The following is a 19,635-nucleotide window of genomic DNA, read 5'->3' as shown; positions in this document are numbered from 1 at the left end:
AACTTTTCAAGCTTCTTTGCCGCTATTCATCACCCCGTACAAATTCTTTGGCGCTTTTTTTGCATTGTGTGGCGAGTTTGGCGGGTTCTGTGTGAAATGGATTTTTGAACAAAGAGCTGAAATTTAAATTTCATATTTCATTCATCGAACTTTAGGAATTAACCGCCAATCTTTGCGCCGCGTGATCTGTGTCAGGTACGAGTGAAGAGAACATTATGAAAGAGATTGGCTTGGCTGCCCTTGCAGCCCTGGGGTTACCATTTTTGGCTGAAGAGGTCCAAGCCAGCGACCTCATTATTTCTGAATATATCGAGGGCAGTAGTAACAATAAGGCCCTTGAAATTTACAATGGCACGGGTGCAGCGGTTGACCTCAGTAGCTACAGCATTGAACTTTACTTCAATGGCTCCTCTGCGGCGGCTTCAATCATCGCCCTAAGTGGCAGCTTGGCAGACGGCGATGTTTACGTATTCGCCCACGCCAGTGCTGACTCCTCAATCCTGTCAGTAGCCGATCAGATTTATACCAGCGGCCTGTTTAATGGGGATGATGCGGTTGCCCTGAGTGGCCCCAATGGATATGTGGATGTTATCGGCCAGATCGGTGTTGATCCCGGTAGCCAATGGGGCGATAGCAGTCTGGGTACCCAGAACCAAACCTTAACTCGCAACTGGAGTGTGAGTGAAGGTCGTGTTGATGGCAGCACGGATTTTGACCCTGCTGCGCAGTGGTCCAGCTTGGGCCAGGACGACTTTTCCAACCTCGGTTGGCACAGTGAAGACGGCACTGGTGGCGGAGATGACGGCGGTGATGACGATGTTGTTCTCGGCGATTGCGGAGATATTTCTACGTCAATCAGCCAGGTTCAGGGTGATGAGTTTGAAAGCGCTCTGGAGAATGAGCGCCACGAAATTGAAGCGGTTGTTGTTGGTGATTTCCAAGATACCAGCACTGGCCTTTCCGGCTTCTTCCTGCAAGAGGAAGACAGTGACCAGGATGGCCAGATAAATACCTCTGAGGGGCTGTTTGTACACGACAAAGGCTTCGGTGTAGATGTGCAAGTCGGGGACTTGGTTCGCGTCGGTGGTGTGGTTACTGAATACTATGACTTTACCGAATTAGACGGGGTTGATGGCGTTACGGTTTGTGGTAGCGGCTTCAGTGTGACTGCCGAGGAAGTCACACTGCCGTTTAGTTCTGCCGAAGAGCAGGAGCAATACGAGGGGATGTTGGTTGAGTTCCCGCAAGCCCTGATGGTGAATGACCACTATAACCTGGGGCGCTATGGTGAAGTCACCCTGGCAAATGGCCGCCTCTATATCCCCACCCACAACAATGAGCCTGGGGTTGCAGCTGTAGCACAGGAAAGCGCTAATGATCTGAACAGGATTGTGTTGGACGATGGTTCCAGCGTGCAGAACCCGGAAGCGGTGCCGTACCCGGTCTCCGGTCTCAGTGCCAGTAATACCTTACGCAATGGCGACACGGTAGAGGGACTGCGCGGTGTAATGGGGTATAGCTACAGCGCCTACCGAGTACATCCCGTGGAGGCGCCAGAATTTGTTGCTGCCAACCTGCGTGAAAGCGCTCCACAATTACCGGGTAAGGGCGGTTTAAAGATCGCCAGCTTTAATGTTCTGAATTATTTTAATGGCGATGGTTATGGCGGCGGTTTCCCTACTTCCCGTGGGGCTGATACTGAAGAAGAATTCCTGCGCCAGAGAAATAAAATTATCTCCGCTATTTTAGACCTGGATGCCGATGTAGTTGGCTTAATGGAAATTGAGAACGATGGCTACGGTTCAGAAAGTGCTATTCAGGATTTAATTAATGGCCTTAACACGGCTACTGGCAGTGAAATCTATCAATTTATTAATCCAGACCTGACTCAACTGGGCACCGATGAAATTTCTGTGGGGCTGATTTATCGCAGCGATCGGGTAATGCCTGTAGGCGCTGCTGCGACAACTGATAGCTATCCCTTTGATGACGGTAACCGCCAACCACTGCTACAAGCTTTTGCCGAACTATCAAGTGGTGAAGAGCTGGCCGTGGTGGTCAATCACTTTAAATCAAAGGGAAGTTGTCCTGACGATGGCAGTTTGAACGATGATCTGGGTGATGGACAGGGCTGCTGGAACTCGCTGCGCACCGAAGCCGCAGATGCCCTGGTTTCATGGATTGATTCTGACCCGACAGGTAGCGGCACCGATCGTGTTCTGGTGCTCGGTGACCTCAATAGCTACGCCCGTGAAAACCCAATTAGCACTCTAAAGGACGCTGGTTACGCTGATTTGTTGGAGGTTTTCGGTGAAGGAGAAGCTTACTCCTATGTCTACAGCGGTGAGTCCGGCTACTTGGATCACGCCCTCGCCAGTGAATCACTGGCTCCTTTGGTAACAGGTGCGGCCGATTGGCATATCAATGCCGACGAGCCTCGGGTGCTGGATTACAACATCGAGAATAAAACCGATGAGCAGGTGGAGAGTTTCTACTCGACTGATGCATTCCGCGCTTCAGATCACGATCCGCTTGTGGTTGAACTGGATCTGGGGGCAGATAACCAGGAGCCGGTTGCTGGGTTTGAGTGGGGTGTTGAAGGCTTCGAAGTGAACTACTTCGACAGCAGCATCGATACCGATGGCACTATCGTTAGCTGGGCCTGGGATTTTGGTGATGGCACTACCAGTACTGAGCAAAACCCCAGTCATAGCTACGATGCAGCAGGCACTTATTCAGTAATCCTCCAGGTTGAGGACGATAGGGGAGCGATCTCCACTGTTGAGCAGCTTGTACCACTTGAAGAAGTTGTTGATCTTCGGGCTGATTTTAAAGTCCACACCTTCCTGCGCTGGGTGTGGGTTGAAGAGCGCAGTAATTACGATGGCGACGGTAACCTGAGCTACAAGTGGGACTTTGGCGATGGCACCAGCCGCTCCGGTCCCATGGCACTGCACCGCTATGCCACCGGTGGTAGTTATGAAATTACCCTGACTGTGAAAGACGATCTGGGTAATGAAGATAAAGCCTACCGTGAAATTGAGATTCGCAAGCCGTTTTGGCACTGAGATGGATATCAACAACAATAAATAATTAAGGAGCCTCTGAATAACTCCATGATACCTCTGGCATGCAGAGCGGTTCACAATCAAGGCGCGGCTTCGCAGGAATGTCTAGACCTTTCAAGAAGTCGCAACGCGGAGTGTGAATCGCTCTGCAAGCCCCGAAGGGCGGGCCTTGAAGGCCACAGCTGCTGCGTTGCAGCTCTTGCAAAGGGCTACGGCCATTCGCGGCGAGCTACGCCTAACATCTGCAGCCTTCAAGACCCGCAGAGGCATTACGGAGTTATTCAGAGGCTCCTTAACTCCACATATTGAACGGTCGGATATTAAGGCAAGAGATATTCGGCCGTTTTCTTTCCTCCCCGCGTTAATTACGTCTTTTTCATCTTTACCTCCTTGGGCATATGCCCGAGTGTTTCACTTCCTCGTTTTCATATTGGTAGCCCGGCAAGACTCCATTGCGAGCCATTAAAATCTTTATTATATGGATTATTGGAGGGGAAAGTGTTTGTGCGTGCCCGATCCCTGAATTGGAAAAATACTTAAGTAAAGTGCCTAATGTGTCTTTCTGGAGTGTCGAGATATCATTGGGGCCTATCGGAGACGTATCAAAATAGATAAATATTTAATGCAAGGAGTGTCGTTTTCAGTCAGCGTGTGTTTTATTGCTTCAGGTAAATCAGTTACTAGTGATCAGCGAAGCTATTAAACCACTGGGGGAGACATAGTTTGCAGGCATTTAAGACATTGGAAGGTTTAAGCCTGGAATGGACCGGCACACACTATTCAAAACAAGGTGATTTCCCCGACCTTTCTACCCACACGGTAACCTATGAAACCGCGACACATTGTTACGTTACGGCGTCAGGAAAGTTAGTTGGGGAAGCTTCATATACCTATGAAGCCATGGACGATAGGATGGCGGCGTTGATTTATCGGCCTGATATATATCAGGGGCGAAAAGGTGTGGTGCTTTATGCGATGCTCGATTTTGTACAGATGATGGATCGCGCCATTATTCTCTATCAGGATCGGCCACTAGCGCTGGCAAATGGCAGTTTTCAGGTGGTGAATACTCCGGTGCGACCTACAGCCTGAAAATTGAAAAATAAGGAAAATGGTGAGCTTATGAGAGAGTGCGAGAAAATTAATTATATTGAGTTGCCCTCCAGGGATTTGGGTAAGACAAAAGCATTCTTTACCGAGGCTTTTAATTGGACTTTTACCGATTACGGTCCGGAGTACACCGCTTTTTCAAATGCGGGATTGGACGGTGGCTTTTTCAAGGCAGAGCTGCAGAGCACTACTGAAAATGGATCTGCATTAGTGGTGTTATACAGCCGCGACCTGGAGGGTACCCTGGAGAAGGTCACGCGATGCGGAGCCGAAATAGCCAAGCCAATTTTCCCGTTTCCCGGTGGCAGGCGCTTCCATTTTAGGGAACCTTGCGGCAATGAATTTGCGGTTTGGTCTGATGTGGAGTCTGCGTAGAGGCGTTTACAGAAAAAAGCCCCCGATTTTACTCGGAGGCTTTTGGGAGACTGGCAACCGTTTCTATTAAGCTTCGAAATCGGTACCCAGCTTCTTTTCCACCAGCTGCTTTTTCAGGGTGGCGTACTGGGGAATGCCATTTTTGTAGGGAGGGTAATCCTCGCCTTGAATTAATGGCAGCAGGTACTTGCGTCCCTCTTCAGTAATTCCAAAGCCATCTTCGCTGATATATTCGCGCGGCATAAATTTTTCTACGTTGGCGACTTCAGACAGCGGCGCCTCTGCGATGGACCAGCTGTACTCTTCACTTTCTGCGCGAATAATGGCTGGCATAATGGCATTTTTGCCTGCTACAGCCATTTCCACTGCGGCGCGACCTACGGCGTAGGCTTGCTCAACGTCAGTAGCAGAAGCGATATGGCGGGCGGCGCGCTGGAGGTAATCTGCCAGGGCCCAGTGATACTTCAGGCCGAGTTCGCTTTTGACCATGTTGGCCAGGGTCGGTGCAACACCGCCCAGCTGCTTGTGACCAAAGGCGTCGGTGGTGCCGGCATCGGCAAGGAAGGTGCCGTCGCCGTACTGGGCGCCTTCGGAGGCGACGATAACGCAGTAGCCTTTCTCGTCTACGGTCTTTTGTACCTTGGCGAGGAACTTCTCTTTATCGAAAGCGATTTCCGGGAACAGGATAATGTGGGGTGCATCGCCTTCCTGTTCCTGGGCCAGAGCGCCGGCAGCGGCAATCCAGCCCGCGTGACGGCCCATCACCTCGAGAATAAATACCTTGGTGGAAGTAGCGCACATGGAGGCCACGTCCATGGCCGCTTCCTTGGTGGAAACGGCAACATATTTGGCAACGGAGCCAAAGCCCGGGCAGTTGTCGGTCAGGGGCAGGTCGTTATCCACAGTTTTGGGAATATGGATGGCCTGGATTGGATAACCCATGGTCTCGGACAGTTGGGATACTTTCAGGCAGGTGTCTGCGGAGTCTCCACCACCGTTGTAAAAGAAGTAGCCAATATTGTGCGCTTTGAAGACTTCGATCAGGCGCTCGTATTCTGCGCGGTTCTCTTCCAGGCTCTTCAGTTTATAGCGGCAGGAACCAAAGGCACCGGAAGGGGTGTGGCGCAGTGCAGCAATATCCTCTGCGCTCTCTTGGCTCACGTCGATCAGCTCCTCGCGCAGCGCGCCGAGAATACCGTTTAGCCCTGCGTAGACATTGCCAATCTGGTCCGGGTTTTCACGCGCAGCTTCAATTACGCCGCAGGCGGATGCGTTGATCACGGCGGTAACGCCACCGGACTGCGCATAAAAGGCGTTCTTTTTCGACATGGTTATCCTGTGCTTATAGAGATATAGAGAAGTATCCCGATCCGGTAGTCCGCCTCGCATCTAGTTTTAAACATTTGTGCCAGTGGGGATAACCGGGAGCTCGTATCGGGTGTCGACCCTTTCGGGAAAATTCCTACCACCGTACCGGGGATGAGGCCGACCAATGCGGGGGCGGAGTCTAATGGAATAGCGAGTAAATTGCATGGTAACTGGGGTATTTGGCAATTACTGGCCCGAATTGCCGTGTTAAGCTTGCGCCGCAACCCGTAGGAGTACATTTTTCCGCTATGCATATTCATATTCTAGGTATTTGCGGCACATTTATGGGCAGTTTGGCCCAACTGGCGGTGGCGGAAGGGCACCGCGTAACCGGCAGTGACGCCAATGTTTATCCACCTATGAGCACCCAGTTGCAACAGGCGGGTATCCAAATTACCGAGGGCTATGATCCCGCACAGCTGGAGCCCGCCCCGGACCTGGTGATTATTGGCAATGCCATGTCCCGGGGGAATCCGGCAGTAGAGGCGGTGCTGGAAAAAGGGTTGGCTTACACCTCTGGCGCCCAGTGGTTGTGCGATCACTTCCTGGGTGGCCGCTGGGTATTGGCGGTTTCCGGAACCCACGGCAAAACCACCACCGCCAGTATGCTGGCCTGGATTCTGGAAGCGGCAGATATGCAGCCCGGCTTCCTGATCGGTGGGGTCCCGGCTAATTTTGGTGTCTCTGCTCGTTTGGGAGAGTCTCCCTTCTTTATTGTTGAGGCGGATGAGTATGACACTGCCTTTTTCGACAAGCGTTCCAAGTTTGTGCACTACCGCCCGCGCACGGTGATTATCAACAATCTCGAATTTGACCACGCAGATATCTTTGAGGACCTGGCGGCAATCCAGAAACAATTCCATCACCTGGTACGAACTGTGCCTGCTAGCGGCCTGATAGTGGCCTCTGCCGAAAAGAATGTAGAGCAGGTGCTTGATAAAGGCTGCTGGAGTGAAGTGCAGCGGGTTGGCAGCGAGTCTGCCGAAGGTGTGCGAGTGGGTGATTGGTGCGCAGTGGATATTGCCGCCGATGGCAGCAGTTTTACGGTTCAGTTCAAAGGCGAAGCTGTGGCGCGGGTCGAGTGGGACCTGACCGGGCAGCACAATGTGCAAAATGGCCTCGCGGCTATGGCTGCGGCGCGGCATGTGGGTGTCACCCCAGATTTGAGTGCGGCAGCTCTGGCACGCTTCCAGGGGGTTAAACGCCGTATGGAGTGCCTGGGAGAAGTGGCCGGCATCCGTGTTTACGATGATTTTGCCCATCACCCTACCGCGATTGAATCCACCCTCAATGGTCTGCGGGCGAAGGTAGGGGAGGATAAAATCATTGCCCTGATTGAACCGCGTTCCAATACCATGCGTATGGGAGTGCACCAGGGCAAGCTGGCCGACTCCTGCTCCGGAGCCGATATGGTGCTCTGGTATCAGCCTGAGGGAGTTAACTGGTCCCTGGAAGACGTCGCCCACCACTCATCGGTGCCGGCCAAAACTTTTGATTCGATTGAAGATGGTGTGGAATCTGTGTTGCAGCTAGCCGATTCCGGTAGCCATATCGTAGTGATGAGCAACGGCGGCTTTGGCGGTATCCACCAGCGCCTTATCGGTGCCCTGGAACAGAAATACGATCTCTAAGTCAGAAGACTAATGTTTCCTGCGCAGTCCTATGCTCGCAGGGCTTAATAAGGTATCGACTTTGCATCAATCCTCTTTCGAAAAGACCGTGACCCTGGCTATGACCGGGGCCTCCGGCGCTCAGTATGGTTTGCGCCTGTTGCAATGCCTGCTGGCATCGAATGTGCGCGTGTGGTTGCTGTTGTCTGAGGCGGCTCAGGTGGTCATCAACACCGAAACTGATATGCAGTTGCCGGAGGGCGATGAACGCGAGTTGCAGAATTTCCTCGCTGATCGTTTTGCCGCGCAGGAAGGTCAGCTAACTCTGTTCAGCAAGCGCGATTGGTTTTCCCCGGTGGCTTCTGGAACCGGGGCGCCAGCCAGTATGGTGATCTGCCCGGCAAGTGGTGGCACCTTGTCTGCGGTGGCCTGCGGAGCATCGAACAACTTGATTGAGCGGGCTGCGGATGTAGCCCTGAAAGAGCGCCGCCAGCTCATTCTGGTTCCCCGCGAGGCACCTTACTCCGAGATTCACCTGGAAAATATGCTGAAACTCACCCGCATGGGGGCCATGATCCTGCCGGCCAGCCCTGGCTTTTACCAGAGGCCCAGTTCGGTGGAAGATATTGTGGACTTCGTGGTGGCTCGACTGCTCGACCAACTGGGCATCGAGCAGAAGCTGTTGCCCAGCTGGGGAGAGCAGGATGGGCAATGAGATAAAACCGAGTATTACGATTCATTACTGTGTGCAGTGCAACTGGATGTTGCGAGCCACCTGGATGGCCCAGGAATTGCTGCACACTTTCGCCGATGACCTCAATCAGGTTGCATTGCAACCGGGTACTGGGGGAGTATTCGAGATTCGGATTGGCGAAATTTTGATCTGGGAGCGCAAGCGTGAGGGCGGCTTTCCCGGTGCCAAGGAGCTCAAACGTCGCGTCAGGGACACCCTGTTTCCCGAACGCGACCTGGGGCATATCGACAATCCCTGAAAAAAGTTCCAATAAAACGGTGCGGTGGCAAATTTTAGGTTTGCTAATTCATCGCATAGGCGAACAATATGCGCGCCGCAATGCGGCCAGTTTTTAGTTTGGAAAGAAGCGGAAATTTATGCTGTCAGCTTTACAGAAGTCTTATGAATACTTGGTGACCAAGCGGCCCGCTGTGGTGTTGGTGGTTATCGGCCTGTTAACCCTGCTGGCAGCCCTCGGATTGTCCCGCCTGAAGATCGACGCCTCTGCCGATTCCCTCACTCTGGAAGCTGATAAGTCCCTGGATTATTTCCGCGAGATTTCCGAGCGCTATGCCAGTGGTGACTTCCTGGTCGTCACTTACCGCTCCAAGACTGGGGACCTGTTCAGTGATGAGTCCCTGGAAACCCTGGGCAAGTTGCGGGATGAATTGGCCAAGGTAGATGGTGTGTCCAGTGTGCAGAGCATTCTCGATGTCCCACTGCTATACAGCCCCAAGCTAGTTCTCACCGATATCAGCGATGAGGTGCGCACGCTCTCCAGGCCCGATGTCGACCGGGATATGGCCCGTCAAGAGTTCCTTTCCAGTCCGATTTATCGGGAGTTGATCCTGAGTCCGGACGGGCAGACGACCGCCATTCTGGCGAACCTGAAACTGGATAGCCGCGGCATCGAGATGGTGCGCGAGCGGGATGCTTTGCGCAGCAAGCGCAATACAGAGGGGCTGACTCCGGAAGAGGCCGTTCTCCTGGAGGAGATCAGCGCGGTCTATCTGGCCCACCGTACTGAGCAAGAGAAAATTGCCCACCAGCGAGTCGATACCGTGCGCGGAATTCTGGCTGGCTACAACGGCGAAGCGGAGCTGTTCCTCGGTGGTGTCACCATGATTACCGCCGATATGATTTCGTTTATTAAGAGCGACCTGCTGGTATTCGGTGTGGGGATTCTCGCTTTTATCGTGATTACTCTGTTGCTGATTTTCCGCCAGCCGCGCTGGGTGCTGTTGCCGCTGATGACTTGTGTTACCACTGCGGTGGTGATGCTGGGGCTACTCGGCTGGCTGGACTGGCGACTGACAGTGATCTCGGCCAACTTTGTCGCACTGCTGTTAATTATTACCTTGGCAATTACCATCCACCTGGCGGTGCGCTACCGGGAATATATTGCCCAGAACCCGGATTGGGATCTTGAAAAGCTGGTATTGCAGACAGTGCGCTTTATGGCCAAGCCCTGCCTGTATACCGCACTGACCACCATCGTGGCTTTTGTGTCCCTGGTGGTGAGCGGCATTCGCCCGGTTATCGATTTTGGCTGGATGATGACGATGGGTGTGACTGTGGCTCTGCTGCTGTCGTTCCTGATTATTCCCAGTTTCCTGATGGTGCTGCCGAAGCGTGTGGGCAGTGTGAGTGCAGATAACTCCCACGCATTTACCCTGCAGTTTTCCCGCTTTGCTGAGCGCCACAAGTTTGTGGTGCTAGGTATTTCACTGCTGGCAGCCGTCGTGAGTGTGGTGGGCATATCCCAGCTGAAAGTGGAAAACCGCTTTATCGATTACTTCGATGATTCCACGGAAATTTATCAGGGCATGCTGGTGATTGACCGCCGCTTGGGTGGCACTGTGACCTTGGATATTATTCTGGATCAGCCCGAGGAGCAGGAGGCAGCTTTCGAGGGAGAAGAAGATCCCTTTGCGATGGAAGCAGAGGAAGATCCCTTCGCTGTAGAAGAGGACCCCTTTGCCTCCGATGATCCATTTGGCGGTGAAGAGGAGTCAGTGGAGCAGAGCTACTGGTTTACGGTTGCCGGTTTGGCAAAGCTGGAGCAGCTGCATGATTACCTGGAGGAGCAGCCGGAGATAGGCAAGGTTCAATCTCTGGCGACCCTGTATAAAGTTGCCGTGGATCTGAATGGCGGCCCCCTCAATGACTTTGAGCTGGCGGTGGCCAATACCAGCCTGCCGGCCGAAATTCGCTCCGTTCTGGTAGACCCCTATTTATCCGTGGAGAATAATCAGGCTCGTATCACCCTGCGAGTGATGGAGACAGACCCCACCCTACGTCGCGATGAGCTGATCCAGCGCATCTACAACTACGCTCATAATGAGATGGGTATTGCTCCAGAGAATGTCCATCAGACTGGCCTGTTGGTGCTGTACAACAATATGTTACAGAGCCTGTTTAAGTCCCAGATCCTGACCCTGGGTGCCGTTTTTGTCGGAATCCTGCTGATGTTCCTGGTGCTATTCCGCTCTCTGTGGATTGCTCTGATTGCACTGGTGCCAAATATGCTGGCGGCCTGTGTGGTACTTGGTGGTATGGGGCTCGCGGGTATCCCGCTGGATATGATGACCATCACTATCGCCGCGATTACCGTGGGTATCGGGGTGGACCACGCGATTCACTACCTGTATCGCTTCCGCGCTGAGTTTGCCAAAGATGGCAATTACCTGGCGACCATGCATCGCAGCCATGCGACGATTGGTCGTGCCATGTTCTACACTGCGATCACGATTATTGTCGGTTTCTCAATTTTGGCGCTGTCGAAGTTTGTTCCGTCGATCTATTTCGGTCTCCTCACCGCGCTGGCGATGTCCGCCGCACTGTTGGGTTCCCTGACACTTCTGCCCCTGTTGCTGGTGATGTTCAAGCCCCTCGGTCGTCAGAGGCAAGCTGATAAAGTTGAGCCCGAGGCACCGATGCAGGAGGCGCCCAGCGCCTGAAGCGAAGGAATTTGAAGAATAAAAAAAGCCGGGATAACCCCGGCTTTTTTTATGTCTGCTCAACAGTCGGGACTCAGTCCTGGCGGCTGGTAATTTCCAGCAAGTGGTAGCCAAACTGGGTTTTGACTGGGCCATGTACCTTGTGCAGCTCTTCGGAAAATACGACCTTGTCAAACTCGGGAACCATCATTCCCTTGCTGAAAGAGCCCAGGTCACCGCCGGAACGGCTAGAGGGGCACTGGGAGTACTGCTCGGCAATTTTACCGAAGTCAGCACCGTTCTCGATTTGCTGTTTCAGGTCCTGGCACTGCTGTTCATTTTCAACCAGGATATGGCGAGCGGTTGCTGTAGGCATGAAAAATCTCCGTTTGGTCAATTTACCGCAGCAGCTTAAAGGCTGGGTGTTGGGCTTGCCAGCGACAATTACCGCAAAGTGGAAAAACTTGCTCGCAATCCAACCGGTTGGCGGTAAAAAGTCTCTTAACCTGCCGCAGAGTTCCCTAGGGCGATGTTATCTTTAGGGCACACAAAAAATAATGAGTGATGACTTTGCAACAGATACCCCTTTTTCCCCTGAGTGTCCCTCTATACCCCGGCGTGACTTTGCCCCTGCGGATTTTTGAGCAGCGCTATATTCACCTTGTCAGTGAGTCCATGAAAACCAATAGCGGCTTCGGCATTGTATTGATTCGCTCCGGGGGTGAAGTGGGGCGCGCTTCAGTATGGCCTCTCGGTGTTTATGTCGACATCGTGGATTGGGGACAGGGCGAGGGAGGGCTGCTAAACGTGGAGGTGAAAGGTCGGCGTCGCTTTCGCATTGTCCACACCCGTCGCGCAGAAGATGACCTGCTTCTGGGGGACGTGGAATGGATACCAGATGAAGATGAAAAGCCGATTCCAGCTGATTGCGATGGTCTTCTGTCGGTGTTGGAGGAGTTGAAGGAGCGGGCGCAGTCGCTATCACTTAAATTTGAGCCGGTGGAGTCTGCGGACTCACTTTCCTGGCAATTGGCTCAGCTTCTGCCACTGGAGGATAAGGTTCGTACAGATCTGTTGGCGGTAGAAGATCCTCTTATGCGGCTTGCCACCATCGCCGAGAACCTGGACCGTTGGACGCGGGAATAGCTAGATACAAAGCTGTGCGGCCCGGTAATCGGCACTTTAAACCGGGTCTCGCTGGGTTATACTGCGCGGCCGACCGGATTTTGCACGGAGAGCCAAGTGACCGCCACAGACACCGCTGATCAGCAATCCACTCGCGCCAAGCTCGAACAGATGGGGCGCGCCGCCCGTACCGCAGCCAAACAGATAGCTGCCGCGGATACCTCCACCAAAAATAATGCTCTCAAAGCCATCGCTGTCCAATTGGAGACTCAGCGGGTGTCTCTACTGAAGGCCAATACATTGGATATGCAGGCGGGTCGCGAGCGCGGCCTGGATGCGGCTCTTCTAGATCGCCTGGAGCTTAACGATGCCCGCATCGATGGCATGATCGAGGGCCTGGTGCAGGTGGCAGAGCTGCCCGATCCGGTGGGAGAAGTTGAAGATTTACGCTATCGCCCCAGCGGCATTCAAGTGGGCAAAATGCGTGTGCCCCTGGGGGTGGTGGGCATTATTTATGAGTCCAGGCCCAATGTGACCATTGATGCAGCGAGTCTGTGCTTAAAATCCGGCAATGCCACAATTTTGCGTGGAGGCAGTGAAGCGCTGCACTCGAACAAGGCAATTGCCACCTGTATTACCGCCGGCTTGCGAGAAGCGGGTTTGCCGGAAACGGCGGTGCAGGTTGTCGATACCACCGATCGAGCGGCGGTGGGTGCCCTGATCACCATGCCGGAGTATGTGGATGTAATTGTACCCAGGGGCGGAACCGGCCTGATTGAAAGGGTCAGTCGCGAAGCCCGGGTGCCGGTGATCAAACACCTGCACGGTGTTTGTCATGTGTATATCGATGATCGGGCTGACCTGGACAAAGCTTTCGATATCGCCCTCAATGCCAAGACCCATCGCTATGGTGTTTGTAACGCCATGGAGACACTTTTAGTTGCCGAGATGGTTGCGGCGGATATACTGCCGCGCTTGGCTAGTGCCTACGAAGAAAAAGGGGTTGAATTGCGCGGTTGTGACCGGACCCGTGAAATCATTCCTCACTGTGTAGCGGCGACAGAAGATGACTGGAGTGAGGAATACCTTGCCCCGGTTCTCGCTGTGCGTGTTGTTGCGGATATGGAAGCGGCTATGGACCATATTGCCTGTTACGGATCCGGCCACACCGAGGCAATTGTCACTCAGGATTACAGTCGCAGCCGCCGCTTTATGAGTGCTGTGGATGCCAGCTCAGTGATGATTAATGCCTCAACCCGTTTTGCTGACGGTTTCGAGTACGGCTTGGGGGCGGAAATTGGTATCAGTACTGATAAAATCCACGCCCGCGGCCCGGTTGGCCTGGAAGGGCTCACTTCGCAAAAATGGATTGTGTTCGGAGATGGCCATATCCGGCAATAAGCATTTTTCCCTTTGGGGCAGCGAGTGCGAGAGGTACGAGAAATAATTGTGGCGAGCAAAAGGCATACGTTGGCCCTGTTTGGCGGAACCTTTGATCCGATTCATCTCGGTCATTTGCGCATGGCGCTGGAGCTGCGGCAGGTGCTCGAATTTGATGAAATGCGCCTGCTACCCAGCCACCAGCCTGCCCACCGGCAGACGCCAGGTGTATCGTCCCGCCAGCGCAGCGAAATGCTGGCTCTGGCGCTGGAGGGGTGTGAGGAGCTCACCCTGGATGAGCGAGAACTCCATCGTGGCGGAGCTACTTATACGGTAGATACCCTGGAGGAGCTGCGCAGTGAACTGGGAGGTGAAACCTCCATCAGTTTCTGTATGGGATTGGACTCCCTATTGAGTCTGCACCGCTGGCACCGCTGGGAGCGCCTCTTGGAGCTGGCACATCTGGTGGTGGTAACAAGGCCGGGCTGGCACCTGCCAGATCGCGATAGCGAAGAGCATGGCCCTCTGGCAGAACTGCTGGAGAATCATCGGAGCACGGTTGCAGACTTGCATACACGAGCATGTGGTTGCCTGCTGTTGCGGGAGCAGACCATGTTGCCGATTTCCGCGACGCAAATTCGCGAATTAATTAAAAGTGGCCAGTCGCCACGCTATTTGCTGCCCGCAACTGTGTTGCAGTACATAGAAGATCATCGACTTTATACAGAGGTTGCTTCAGGCGACCCGCAATGAATCAAGGTGTTATGACAAATATTAAAGATATCGCTCTCAATGCGCTGGAAGATTTGAAAGGTAAGGATATTGTTTCCCTGGATGTTTCCGGGCTTTCAGATGTAATGGACAATCTGCTGATCTGTACTGGTACTTCCAGCCGCCAGGTTAAGTCCCTGGCAGAGAACGTTGTAGACGAGCTGAAAAAAGAAGGTATTCGCCCCATTGGTGTTGAAGGTGTCGACCAGGGCGAGTGGGTATTAGTCGACTACGGTGACTTGGTTGTCCACGTGATGCTCGCAGATGTTCGCGGTTTCTACGATCTGGAGAAACTCTGGTCTATGACTCCGAATACCCGTGACGATGCCGATGGCAGTGATCCGCACCAGGGTTAATTGCTGTGAAAATCCGCATTCTTGCCGCCGGTGGAAAAATGCCGGCTTGGGTGCAGGAGGGCTACGCCGAGTACGCTAAGCGCCTGCCCCGGGAAATTGCTCTGGAAATGGTGGAAATTCCACTCGGCCAACGAGGCCAAAAGAGCTCTGCAGCCCTGATTGAAAAAGCGCGAAAAAAAGAGGGCGAGGCGATGCTCGCCGCTTTGGGACCGCGGGATCACGTGGTAGCGCTCGATGTGAAAGGCAAGCCCTGGAGTACCGAGCAGTTGTCGGCGCAATTAAGTGATTGGCAAATGCTCGGGGAAAATATCAGCCTGTTAATTGGCGGGCCCGACGGTTTATCTGAAGACTGCCTCGCCCGTGCGCGCCAGCGCTGGTCCCTGTCCCCACTGACCTTGCCGCACCCGCTGGTGAGAGTGGTTCTGGCTGAACAAGTTTATCGCGCCTGGACATTATTGGCCGGCCATCCCTACCACAAATAAAGCATTTGCGATAAGTCGCGGAGAGATTTGCCGACTCGGTTCTCTCTCCTGACTCGCCCTGTGTTAATGTAGGGAATTAGTTTTTTTGTACGCCAGTCAAAAACCATCGAATAAATTCTGATGCCGCACGATTACCACCTCAAGGACCCTCATACCGAGCAGCGATTGTTTCGCAATCGTATGTTGGTGGCGCTTTTGGGTGTTGTCTTCTTGTTGGGAGTCCTCGTTGCACGTTTCTATAACCTGCAGGTCGTCAATTATGAGGACTACCGCACCCAGTCTGATGAGAACCGCATCCAGGTGCGTCCGGTTGCGCCAACCCGGGGGTTGATCTACGACCGCAACGGCATTCTATTGGCAGATAATCGCGCCAGTTATAACTTGTCGATTGTTCGCGAGCGTGTTCGTGATATGGACGCGACCTTGGAGTTGATCGGTAATCTGGTGCGACTCGATGAAAACGATGTTGCCAAATTTCAGAAACGCCTCAAGCGCCGTCGCCCCTCATATGAGCCGGTGCCTCTCCGGTTTCGATTGAATGATGATGAAATTGCTCGGATCAGTGTTAACCAGTTCCGTATGCCGGGAGTGTTGGTGGAGGCGGAGCTGGTGCGTTACTACTCCCTGGGGGATCTATTTGCCCACAGTGTGGGTTATGTGGGGAGAATCAGTGATAGCGATCTGAATAACTTTACCGAAGATGATGTGCGCCGCTATCGGGGTACCCGCAGTATCGGTAAGGTCGGGTTGGAACGCTCCTACGAGGACCTTCTGCTCGGGGAGGTTGGTTACGAAAATGTTGAAATTAATGCTCTTAGCCGAGTGCTGCGCGTACTTGAGCGACAAGATCCCAAACCGGGCGCTGATCTGGTGCTCAACCTGGATGCTCGGCTGCAACAAGTCGCCTCTGATGCCCTGGGAGATCGACGCGGCGCAGTAGTTGCAATCGATGTAAATAGCGGTGGAGTGCTGGCGTTTGTTAGCAAGCCATCGTTCGACCCCAATCTGTTTGTGACCGGCATTAGCTTTGCCGACTATCGGGCGCTCAGCGATTCCCTCGATGTACCTCTGTTTAATAGGGCTGTCCAGGGTCGGTATCCACCAGGTTCTACTTTAAAGCCGCTGATGGGGCTCGGTGGACTCCAGGCAGGCATTATTTCCCGGGAGACTACGGTTAAGGACCCAGGCTTTTACAAGCTACCTAATGATCCCCGCATCTATCGTGACCACGTGCGCTGGGGGCATGGTGAAAAAGTAGATCTTGTGCAGGCTATGGCGCAAAGCTGTGATGTTTACTTCTGGGATATGGCGCACCGTTGGGATATTGATGATATGCATAGTATCGCCTCCCATTTCGGCCTGGGTGCCAAGACTGGAATTGATTTGCCGATTGAGAATTCTGGGCTATTTCCCTCTAGGGATTGGAAGCGTGGTGCCCGCGGAATGCCCTGGTTCCCCGGAGATAGTTTAAATGCGGTGTTGGGGCAGGGGTTTGTATTGGCCACGCCACTGCAATTGGCAGTGATGACTGCCACGATAGCCAATCGAGGAACTCATTATCGCCCGCAAATGGTCAAGTCGATCAACGGGGTGGAGCAGCCATCGGAGATATTGCATAACCTCGAGGCACGCCCGGATCACTGGGATCTGGTATTCGAGGGAATGGAGGCTGTAGTCAACCACAGTACAGGTACTGGGAAGCGGGCAGGTAAAGATCTGGATTTTCGCGTGGCGGGTAAGTCAGGCACTGCTCAGGTGGTCGGCATTGCCCAGGGGGCACGTTACGACTCCGAAGCGCTGCAGGAGAGGCATCGCGATCACGCCCTATTTGTGGCCTTTGCGCCTGTGGATAACCCCCGTATTGCCGTTTCAGTGCTGGTCGAGAATGGCGAGGGTGGCGGCAAGGTTGCTGCACCGGTGGCTCGGGAGTTGTTTGCGGAGTGGATGTCACGCCCGCAGCAAGAGCTGCAGAAAGCTGCGAATGCTACCCATTTGGGCGAGGGGGCGAGCAATGGCTAGTCGTGACTTCTCCCACCGTTTGTCAGATGTCCATGGAAGTCTGCGCAGACCGGTCAGCCTATCCCGCCGCCTGCATATGGATATACCGCTATTAGTGTTGTTGTTAGTGTTGGCAGCCTTGGGACTTGGGGTGCTATACAGTGCCTCCGGCGGTGATATGAATTATGTGCGACGCCAATCGATTTTTATGTGTGTAGCCTTTGTGGGCATGTTTATCGTTGCACAAATCCCCCTGGATTTTTACCGACGCTGGTCCCCCTGGGCCTATTTGGCCGGATGTGTACTCCTAGTTGGGGTATTGTTCTTTGGTACCAAAGCGATGGGAGCGCAGCGATGGTTGGAAATTGGTGGATTTCGCTTCCAGCCATCGGAAGTGATGAAGCTCGGTGTCCCCATGGCAGTGGCGGCTTATCTGCATCAGCGCCGGCTGCCGCCCTCGTTGATAACAGTGATAGGGGCGCTGGCAATTGTGGCAGTTCCCGCAGCCCTGATTGTGCGCCAGCCGGATTTGGGAACTTCAATCCTGATTGCGGCATCGGGCTTATTTGCCCTGTATCTAGCGGGGTTGAGTTGGAAGATGATCAGTGTGGCGGCAATGGCCTTACTGGTTGCCGCCTACCCTATTTGGCACTGGGGGCTACACGATTACCAGCGCCAGCGAATTTTGACCCTGCTCAACCCAGACGATGACCGTTTTAATACTGGCTGGAATATATTTAACTCCAAAGCTGCTATCGGCTCTGGTGGCATTTATGGCAAGGGCTATCTGCAGGGAACTCAGTCACAGTTGGACTTCCTGCCGGAGAGTCATACCGATTTTATTATCGCGGTACTGTCGGAGGAGTGGGGCATGCGCGGCGCCCTGTTGCTGCTTTTGCTATATGTACTGATTATCGCCCGTGGCATTTACATTAGCTTTATGGCCCAGCACGTATTTGGTCGATTGTTGGCGGGGAGTATTACCCTCACTTTTTTTGTCTATGTATTTGTAAACATTGGTATGGTTACAGGATTGTTGCCGGTAGTTGGGGTGCCCTTGCCAGTGATTAGTTACGGCGGGACATCCTTGATTACATTGATGGCCGGGTTTGGCCTTCTTATGGCTGTTGGCACGGAGAGGCGCAGAGTGCATTTTTGATGGGCACTGCACAGGGACAATAACCGGATTTAGAGACGCGAGATGAAGACAGGAGCGGTCGTTTTGAAGTGGACCTCGGGATTATTAATCGGGATGGGACTGGCCCTCGCTGCCTGTGCGCAGGAACCGGGTCATGGGGACAATAAACAAGCGCAACAATTCGTTGATTATATGGTGGAAGAGCACGATTTTAATCGCGAAGAAATGCAGACCTTGATGCGTGAGGCCAAGCGCAAAGACTCCATCCTAAAAGCGATCAAACGGCCAGCTGAGAAAGCCAAGCCCTGGCACGAGTATCGCAAAATGTTTCTCACCCCGCAGAGCATTGCTGGTGGGGTGGACTTCTGGGATCAAAATGCTGAGGCCCTGGCTGAGGCTGAAAAGAAATACGGTGTACCCGCTGAAATGATCGTCGCTATTATCGGTATTGAAACCCGGTACGGCGGTAATATGGGCGGCTACCGAGTTCTGGATGCTCTTTCCACGCTGGCATTTAACTACCCTCGTCGCTCGGCGTTTTTTACCAAAGAGTTAGAAAATTACCTACTGCTGACTCGTGAGCAGGATATGGACCCCCTGGCTCTCAAGGGCTCTTATGCTGGGGCTATGGGCTACGGTCAATTCATGCCTTCAAGCTACCGCTCTTATGCGGTGGACTTCAGCGACGATGGCAAGGCGGATATATGGAATAATCCTACCGATGCGATCGGCAGTGTGGCTAACTATTTCGTGAAGCACGGTTGGAAGCCCGGCGAACCGGTCGCGGTACTGGCCAGCCCCCGGCCGAATGCAGATATGACAATCGTCAACGATACTCTGCAGCCGCAGTGGACCGTTGGAGAATTGGCGGACAAAGGCTTTAACGCTACTAGCCAGGTGGCTCCGGAAATGCCAGCCAACGTATTCTCCCTGCAAACTGAGCAGGGAAAACAGTATTGGCTCGGTTTGAATAATTTCGCGACTATCACCCGCTATAACCGTAGTCGTCTCTACGCTATGGCCGTCAATGACCTGGCCCAAGAGATCGTTAAAGCGAGAGGCGGCAAGTCTTAAGGCGGCTTCAGTCCCGCAGCTAAATTTAACCCAAATGGAGGGAACCATTTGGGTTTTTAGTGTTCATATTTTTCTATTTTATTTAGCAGTTCCAGATAATAGCGGCTT

At 53.3% G+C, this 19,635-nt stretch carries 17 protein-coding genes; 15 read left to right on the top strand and 2 right to left on the bottom strand.

Annotation, left to right across the window (positions count from 1 at the left end; genetic code table 11):
• The first annotated feature begins 215 nt into the window (after positions 1–215).
• From ACJJIE_RS12475 to ACJJIE_RS12465, 3 genes are all read left to right on the top strand, one after another.
• Positions 216–3,068 carry an ExeM/NucH family extracellular endonuclease gene (locus ACJJIE_RS12475; protein WP_444891902.1) on the top strand — a complete coding sequence of 951 codons (2,853 nt, stop codon included), beginning with the start codon at positions 216–218 and terminating at the stop codon, positions 3,066–3,068.
• A gap of 723 nt (positions 3,069–3,791) precedes the next feature.
• A complete protein-coding gene (locus tag ACJJIE_RS12470) occupies positions 3,792–4,160 on the top strand; it encodes a hypothetical protein (RefSeq protein ID WP_413663153.1) in 369 nt (122 codons plus the stop codon).
• A gap of 30 nt (positions 4,161–4,190) precedes the next feature.
• Complete coding sequence (locus ACJJIE_RS12465; RefSeq protein WP_413663152.1) at positions 4,191–4,553, top strand: VOC family protein; 363 nt, start codon at positions 4,191–4,193, stop codon at positions 4,551–4,553.
• Positions 4,554–4,619: 66 nt separating this feature from the next.
• Here ACJJIE_RS12465 and ACJJIE_RS12460 read toward each other — a convergent pair whose 3' ends face one another.
• Positions 4,620–5,882 (bottom strand): 6-phosphofructokinase, encoded by a 1,263-nt coding sequence (locus ACJJIE_RS12460; RefSeq protein WP_444891901.1) that lies wholly within the window; start codon positions 5,880–5,882, stop codon positions 4,620–4,622.
• A 287-nt stretch (positions 5,883–6,169) separates the two neighbouring features.
• Here ACJJIE_RS12460 and mpl point away from each other — a divergent pair, with 287 nt between their 5' ends.
• The 4 genes from mpl to ACJJIE_RS12440 all read left to right on the top strand — a co-directional run bounded on the left by mpl (position 6,170) and on the right by ACJJIE_RS12440 (position 11,224).
• Positions 6,170–7,552, top strand: coding sequence for a UDP-N-acetylmuramate:L-alanyl-gamma-D-glutamyl-meso-diaminopimelate ligase (mpl, locus tag ACJJIE_RS12455; RefSeq protein WP_444891900.1), 1,383 nt, complete (start codon positions 6,170–6,172; stop codon positions 7,550–7,552).
• A gap of 31 nt (positions 7,553–7,583) precedes the next feature.
• Positions 7,584–8,246 carry a flavin prenyltransferase UbiX gene (locus ACJJIE_RS12450; RefSeq protein ID WP_444891899.1) on the top strand — a complete coding sequence of 221 codons (663 nt, stop codon included), beginning with the start codon at positions 7,584–7,586 and terminating at the stop codon, positions 8,244–8,246.
• Positions 8,236–8,523 (top strand): Rdx family protein, encoded by a 288-nt coding sequence (locus ACJJIE_RS12445; RefSeq protein WP_444891898.1) that lies wholly within the window; start codon positions 8,236–8,238, stop codon positions 8,521–8,523. The genes ACJJIE_RS12450 and ACJJIE_RS12445 overlap by 11 nt, the downstream gene beginning before the upstream one ends.
• Before the next feature lie 118 nt (positions 8,524–8,641).
• Positions 8,642–11,224 (top strand): efflux RND transporter permease subunit, encoded by a 2,583-nt coding sequence (locus tag ACJJIE_RS12440; RefSeq protein ID WP_444891897.1) that lies wholly within the window; start codon positions 8,642–8,644, stop codon positions 11,222–11,224.
• A 73-nt stretch (positions 11,225–11,297) separates the two neighbouring features.
• Here ACJJIE_RS12440 and ACJJIE_RS12435 read toward each other — a convergent pair whose 3' ends face one another.
• Positions 11,298–11,579, bottom strand: a complete 282-nt coding sequence (locus tag ACJJIE_RS12435; RefSeq protein ID WP_282931463.1) for a peptidylprolyl isomerase — start codon at positions 11,577–11,579, stop codon at positions 11,298–11,300.
• A gap of 194 nt (positions 11,580–11,773) precedes the next feature.
• Here ACJJIE_RS12435 and ACJJIE_RS12430 point away from each other — a divergent pair, with 194 nt between their 5' ends.
• The 8 genes from ACJJIE_RS12430 to mltB all read left to right on the top strand — a co-directional run bounded on the left by ACJJIE_RS12430 (position 11,774) and on the right by mltB (position 19,527).
• Complete coding sequence (locus tag ACJJIE_RS12430) at positions 11,774–12,349, top strand: LON peptidase substrate-binding domain-containing protein (protein WP_413663148.1); 576 nt, start codon at positions 11,774–11,776, stop codon at positions 12,347–12,349.
• 96 nt (positions 12,350–12,445) lie between these two features.
• On the top strand, positions 12,446–13,729 hold the full coding sequence (locus ACJJIE_RS12425) for a glutamate-5-semialdehyde dehydrogenase (protein ID WP_444891896.1): 1,284 nt from the start codon (positions 12,446–12,448) through the stop codon (positions 13,727–13,729).
• Between the two features lie 24 nt (positions 13,730–13,753).
• Complete coding sequence (gene nadD, locus ACJJIE_RS12420) at positions 13,754–14,461, top strand: nicotinate-nucleotide adenylyltransferase (protein WP_444891895.1); 708 nt, start codon at positions 13,754–13,756, stop codon at positions 14,459–14,461.
• Positions 14,458–14,835, top strand: coding sequence for a ribosome silencing factor (rsfS, locus tag ACJJIE_RS12415; RefSeq protein WP_413663146.1), 378 nt, complete (start codon positions 14,458–14,460; stop codon positions 14,833–14,835). Before nadD ends, rsfS begins: the two co-directional genes overlap by 4 nt.
• 5 nt (positions 14,836–14,840) lie before the next feature.
• Positions 14,841–15,317, top strand: a complete 477-nt coding sequence (rlmH, locus tag ACJJIE_RS12410; protein WP_282931467.1) for a 23S rRNA (pseudouridine(1915)-N(3))-methyltransferase RlmH — start codon at positions 14,841–14,843, stop codon at positions 15,315–15,317.
• 120 nt (positions 15,318–15,437) lie between these two features.
• On the top strand, positions 15,438–17,336 hold the full coding sequence (gene mrdA / locus ACJJIE_RS12405) for a penicillin-binding protein 2 (protein WP_282931468.1): 1,899 nt from the start codon (positions 15,438–15,440) through the stop codon (positions 17,334–17,336).
• Complete coding sequence (gene rodA, locus ACJJIE_RS12400) at positions 17,329–18,474, top strand: rod shape-determining protein RodA (protein ID WP_444891894.1); 1,146 nt, start codon at positions 17,329–17,331, stop codon at positions 18,472–18,474. The genes mrdA and rodA overlap by 8 nt, the downstream gene beginning before the upstream one ends.
• A gap of 42 nt (positions 18,475–18,516) precedes the next feature.
• Positions 18,517–19,527: a lytic murein transglycosylase B gene (gene mltB, locus ACJJIE_RS12395; protein WP_282931470.1), complete on the top strand. Its 1,011-nt coding sequence runs from the start codon at positions 18,517–18,519 to the stop codon at positions 19,525–19,527.
• The last annotated feature ends 108 nt before the right edge of the window (positions 19,528–19,635 follow it).

Source organism: Microbulbifer maximicatervae (SeqCode) (assembly GCF_052467325.1).
Note: the sequence above shows the minus strand (reverse complement) of the source record. Positions and strands in the feature narration are given on the sequence as shown.